A 5,459-nucleotide genomic window follows, 5' to 3' on the forward strand; every position below is an offset into this window, starting at 1 on the left:
CGGAGTCGGTTCTTTTGATCCTGCTGTCCGGCAAATTCGCAGCCGTCATCTAGAAAAACCGCTCAAAGCGGCGATCGCTAATGGTAAACCCTTTCTCGGTATCTGTCTCGGTTTACAAATTCTCTTTGACTCATCAGAGGAAGGACAAGAGGCGGGTTTAGGGATTATTCCGGGGACAGTGCGCCGTTTTCGCTCGGAACCTGGCATTACCATTCCCCACATGGGTTGGAATCAATTAGACTTCACCCAGCCGGATCATGCTCTTTGGCAGGGATTACCCCCGCATCCTCACGTCTATTTTGTCCATTCCTATTATGTTGATCCCCTTGATAGTCATGTAACTGCCGCCACCGTCACCCACGGCAGTCAAACGGTGACGGCAGCGATCGCTCGTGATCGTTTGGTAGCGGTGCAGTTTCACCCAGAAAAATCCTCGACTAATGGCTTAAAAATTCTGGCTAACTTTGTTGAACAGGTGCAAAAATTAGCTTTAGTCTCCTAAATAAGCCTTTAAAACCCGCTCGTTTTTTTGGATTTCGCTGGGAATGCCATCGGCTAAATTTGTCCCTTCTGCTAATACCCAAACGTGGTGACAAAGGGACATAATCACATCCATATTATGCTCGATAATTAAAAAGGTAATTCCCTGACGATTCCACTCGATAATATGGTCGTTGATTTGAGCGATTAAAGTGGGATTAACTCCGGCGGCTGGTTCATCTAATAAAATTAATTTTGGCTCGGTCATTAGCACTCGGCCAATCTCTAATAATTTACGCTGTCCTCCCGATAAAGCTCCCGCATAATCCTGCGCTTTCTCCCCTAGACCAATCGAATCTAATAGGTCCAAAGCTTTGGCACGATTTTCCTGTTCCTGTTGGCGAATTTTTGCCCCCTGAAACCAGACTTTGAGAAAATTTTCTCCCGTTTGCCCCGGACTAGCTAAGAGCATATTTTCTAACACCGTTAATCGGGATAATACCCTGGCGACTTGAAAAGTTCTCACACATCCTTTTAGGGCAATTTGATAGGGAGGCAGCTGATGAATCGGCTGACCATCAAGAAAAACTTCCCCTTTATCTGGGCGAATAAAATTAGATAAAAGGTTAAAAAGTGTGGTTTTGCCGGCTCCATTTGGCCCGATTAACCCGGTGATGCTGCCCTGCGGCACATCCAAATAAGCATTATTGACGGCGCGAATGCCCCCAAAACTTTTCGATAATCCTTTGGCAGAAAGTAACATATATAAATTATGAATTATGAATTATGAATTATGAAGTGGGAAGTGGGAAGTGGGAAGTGGGGTGTAGGGTGTAGGGTGTGGGGTGTGGGGAGAATAAATAAAAATAATCTCCTGACTCCTGAATACTTACTCCTGAATACTTACCCCTCAGTTAAATTTAGTTTTGTCCAACCACTTAATTATTTTCCCAAAGTTAACTCCTCTTTTTTGCCGAGGATACCCTGGGGTCGCCAGATCATTAAAACCATGAGCAGCAGACCGATAATCATAATCCGTAAAGCCCCTAATTGGCTATCATTAAAAATATCTAATTGGGGCAAAATAAAGCGAGTCAGGGAATCGTAAGCCCAGAAAATTACTGCTCCTAGTAAGGTGCCAGCATTGCTACCAGAGCCACCGAGAATGATAATAATCCAAGCGTTAAAAGTCAATAATGGTTCAAAATTAGTCGGGTAAATAGTGGTTAATTGCCATGCTAAAAAAGCCCCAGCTAAACCAGCGATCGCACCGCCTAACATCAAAGATTGTAACTTATACCAAAAGACATTTTTTCCTAAAGCCCGGGGAATTTCTTCATCTTCCCGGATAGCTTTGAGGATGCGTCCCCAAGGCGATCGTAAAAGTAATTCTAAACCAGTATAAACGAGAGCGAGGAGGACTAAAACTACCACCATCAGCCCCGCTTTGTAATTATAGTCATTCAAGGCAATTACGCCGTTTATATACAGAAAAAGCAGGATTATCGCCCCTAACGACCCCCAAAAGATTAAAGCCCTCTTTTGCGTCGGTTGATAGCTTTTGCCGCTAATTTGCCCCGCTTCGCGCCATTGTCGTTGCAGATTGCGCCCCAATTGCCAGAGAGCAAAGATAGCAAGCAGGGTAAACAGGGCAATAATTAATAATTTGACGGGAAAACTGGGATTTATATCCAAAGGTAGGGGATAACGTTGTAGTCCGAAACTGCCTTTCGTTAACCAATCCTCGTTAAGCACCAGTAAACGAATTAACTCAGATACCCCGATGGTGACAATTGCTAGATAATCGGCTCTTAATCTCAGGGTGGAAAAACCGATCGCCAATCCCAACAATGCCCCTAGGATCGCCCCGACAATGGCGGCAAAAATCATCGGTACACCCTGTAAAGTCAATAAAACCGTTGCATAAGCCCCTAAAGTGGCAAAAGCAACGTGACCAAAGTTAATTAAGCCAGTAAATCCCCATTGTAGATTTAAACCGAGGGCAAAAATCGCGTAAATACCCGCCCAAATTGTCAGGGAAACCAAATAATCTGTCATGTTATGGCAATTATCTTAATAGTGAGGTACAAAGTTGTCGGTTTCGGGAGTCAGGAGCCAGAAGTCAGGAGTCAGGAATCAGGAGACGATGCCCAATCCAGTTATACTTCATACTTATGAGAAACGGTATAACTCAAAAATGATCTTCAAAGTAAAAAAGGGGTTGGGGGAGTGGGGAAGTGGGGAAGTGGGGGAGTGGGGAGAGGAGGAGAAAAAAGCTGAAAACTCACATCTGATTACTGATTACTGATTACTGATCACTGATCACTGAAAAGGCTGATAGCTAACTGCTAGTATAATATCAGTTAAAACGGCCTCTGTAGCTTGATGGACAATTGTGACGAGCGGAGGGTGCTAGGCTATTAATACCGAAAAAACCTTGTCCTGTTAATTTCTATGCCTCTTTTGATTCTAATTGCCGATGATGACCCCGGTATCCGCCTAGCGGTCAAAGACTATTTAGAATTAGCAGGTTATAGTGTGGTAGCGGCGAGTAATGGTTTGGAAGCTTTGAATTTATTGGATACCTATCATCCCCATCTTTTGGTATCGGATATCAAAATGCCGCGTTTAGACGGTTATTCTTTGGTGACTAAGGTGCGGCAACAGCCAGAATTTAGGTTATTACCAGTAATTTTTTTAACCGAAAGAGGGTCAACAGAGGAAAGAATCCGCGGTTATCAAGTGGGTTGTGATATCTATCTTCCTAAACCTTTTGAGATGGAGGAATTAAAAGCAGTTATTCGCAATCTTTTAGAGCGATCGCAAGTGGTGCAAAGTGAACGTCAATATCAGAAATTAAAACCAGAAGAAAGCCCCAAAACTAGGGATGTTTTAACTTCTTCTTTACAGGACGATTTTAAGTTAACTAATCGCGAGCGGGAAGTGTTAGAACATTTAGCCCAGGGACTTTCTAACAGTGAAATTGGGCAAAAACTGCATCTTAGTTCTCGCACGATCGAGAAATATGTTAGTAGTTTACTCAGAAAAACAACTACTAATAATCGCGCCGAATTGGTTCGTTTTTCCCTCGAACATAGACTAATCGATTAGCTGAAATAAAAAACTTAAATTTTGTTTTTTACTTCCTCCAAAAGACTGCCACAGGAGTCTAAAAGTAGCTCGATTACGCGTTCAAAACCTTCACGACCACCGTAGTAGGGATCGGGAACTTCTTTTTCTGGGTGATAACGAGCATAGTCACACATTAACTTGACCTTTTCTTGATATTTTCCTGTCCGATCTAGGGATAAAATATCTTGATAATTGGCTTTATCCATGGCTAGGATTAGATCAAAATTCTCGAAATCCTCGCGGGTAAATTGTCTAGCTGTCCCTTGCAAAGGAATACCGCGTTTTTTGGCCGCCGTATTCATGCGAGAATCGGGAGGAGAACCGATATGATAACCGGCAGTACCCGCAGAATCACAGAGGATTTTATTGCCTAATCCTTCTTGTTCAATCAGATAAGTCATGATATTCTCGGCAGCGGGAGAACGACAGATATTTCCTAAACAGACGAAGAGTAGTTTATAAGGCATAAATTGACTGGTAGAATCATCACTAAACTGCCAATTATAGGGCATTTCTAACATCCCGATAAAGATTTATCCTCAAAAAACTCCTCGCTGTCCATTAACCTAATTTTGGCTAATCCCAAGCTTTCTAAATAATCTTGCCACCCTTGGGGGGTATCTTCGATCGCTAATAATCCTAATACCCTAGCTACGTCTGCTACCCAGGGTAGGGTATGAATTCTATAACCCTGCCAGTTTACCTCTAAGGATAACCAAGCGGGAATCTCTTGGGGGTTAAATTGTTGGGAGGCAAGATAATCAGCTTGAAAGCAGTAAATCCGAGGTGGTTTTTGACTCTCTAACAAGGTTAAACACTCCTTCTAATCTGGACATTAATCTCTTTCCTCATATTTTAGAGGAACCTCAGCATAATTTCTGTTAAATATGAACTTCTCCTGTCAAGAAATGGTTAAGTTTGCTCAAGACAATTTACCCTTAATTCTCCCCTAAGCGAGGACGAATAATTAAATAAATTGCCGGACCGATTAGAGGCAAAAGGGAAACTACCGGCAACAGGAAAGGATTTTTTAATCCCCGTCGGGTTAGATCATCTTGCAGCAAAATTGGACATAATAGGGTTAAAAGACAGAAATCTAAACTCATAACATGAATAAAACGGCTAGTTTGCCACTGATACCAAAAATCAGACCAATTGCCGTTAATTAATCCGTAAGCGATTAAAATTGCCGCAGTAATTAGGGCAATTACTCCCAACCAAGGTGAGTCTAGAAGTTTAATGACCAGATTTTTTTTACCGGTAAAATTGCTGTTGGGTTGACGGAGAGTTAGATAGGGTAAAATAGCGAAAGCACCCACAGCAAAGGAGGCAAAAGTAAAGGGCCAAGCGATGATTTTTTGGTCACGACCATCGATAATTAAAAGGCTAGTGTAGATAAGTGGCCAAACTCCCATCAGGTTGAAAAGAGCGATAATTAACGGGTTGATATCTTGCCATTTGCCAGTGGAAAGATTGATAATTAAATTTATTGTATCTGGTTGGTCGGGGGGTGCTAGTAAAAAAGCGTATAATCCGAAGCATAACCAAAGTAAACCGAGAATAATTTTTGTTAACATGGCAGTAGATAATTAGGTTAATTGAGTAATGGGATTTCAGCAGATATTTTAGTAGAAAAGTGATCAAAAGATCAAGCAAGATTAGGCTCTTCGTTGCTTGTTATGGTTCGATAGGGGGGCATAAATCGACTAAATCCTTATCTGGCAAGAGACTTAATTGATTAGTTCGCTCTAGATAAAAACAATTGACAAAAATCGCTAAATGCCTTTCTCTATAAGGGTTCCATCCCTTATAACCCCCGTCCATTGCATAACACAAACCGAAGAGCC

7 protein-coding genes are annotated in these 5,459 nt (G+C 42.0%); 2 read left to right on the plus strand and 5 right to left on the minus strand.

Translation table 11 applies throughout. The features are described from left to right. Positions 1-502, plus strand: a 502-nt coding sequence (gene hisH, locus PX482_RS15350; RefSeq protein ID WP_288122642.1) for an imidazole glycerol phosphate synthase subunit HisH, incomplete at its 5' end; no start/stop codon positions are given. Here hisH and PX482_RS15355 read toward each other — a convergent pair. Continuing rightward, positions 491-1,243 carry an ABC transporter ATP-binding protein gene (locus tag PX482_RS15355; protein WP_002761336.1) on the minus strand — a complete coding sequence of 251 codons (753 nt, stop codon included), beginning with the start codon at positions 1,241-1,243 and terminating at the stop codon, positions 491-493. The two genes, hisH and PX482_RS15355, sit on opposite strands and share 12 nt — an antisense overlap. Before the next feature lie 179 nt (positions 1,244-1,422). Beyond that, complete coding sequence (locus tag PX482_RS15360; protein WP_002761333.1) at positions 1,423-2,538, minus strand: branched-chain amino acid ABC transporter permease; 1,116 nt, start codon at positions 2,536-2,538, stop codon at positions 1,423-1,425. 396 nt (positions 2,539-2,934) lie between these two features. Between PX482_RS15360 and PX482_RS15365 the strand changes: the two genes are divergently transcribed. Beyond that, on the plus strand, positions 2,935-3,591 hold the full coding sequence (locus PX482_RS15365; protein WP_002761331.1) for a response regulator transcription factor: 657 nt from the start codon (positions 2,935-2,937) through the stop codon (positions 3,589-3,591). Between the two features lie 14 nt (positions 3,592-3,605). Here the strand turns inward: PX482_RS15365 and PX482_RS15370 are convergent, their stop codons facing one another. From PX482_RS15370 to PX482_RS15380, 3 genes are all read right to left on the minus strand, one after another. Continuing rightward, positions 3,606-4,124 carry a low molecular weight protein-tyrosine-phosphatase gene (locus PX482_RS15370; protein WP_043999260.1) on the minus strand — a complete coding sequence of 173 codons (519 nt, stop codon included), beginning with the start codon at positions 4,122-4,124 and terminating at the stop codon, positions 3,606-3,608. A gap of 2 nt (positions 4,125-4,126) precedes the next feature. Further along, positions 4,127-4,420 carry a hypothetical protein gene (locus PX482_RS15375; protein WP_002733401.1) on the minus strand — a complete coding sequence of 98 codons (294 nt, stop codon included), beginning with the start codon at positions 4,418-4,420 and terminating at the stop codon, positions 4,127-4,129. A gap of 130 nt (positions 4,421-4,550) precedes the next feature. Continuing rightward, positions 4,551-5,189, minus strand: a complete 639-nt coding sequence (locus PX482_RS15380) for a DUF2834 domain-containing protein (RefSeq protein WP_288026110.1) — start codon at positions 5,187-5,189, stop codon at positions 4,551-4,553. Positions 5,190-5,459 lie beyond the last annotated feature (270 nt).

This window comes from Microcystis sp. M53602_WE12 (assembly GCF_030065455.1).
In the GTDB taxonomy this organism is placed as follows: domain Bacteria; phylum Cyanobacteriota; class Cyanobacteriia; order Cyanobacteriales; family Microcystaceae; genus Microcystis; species Microcystis aeruginosa.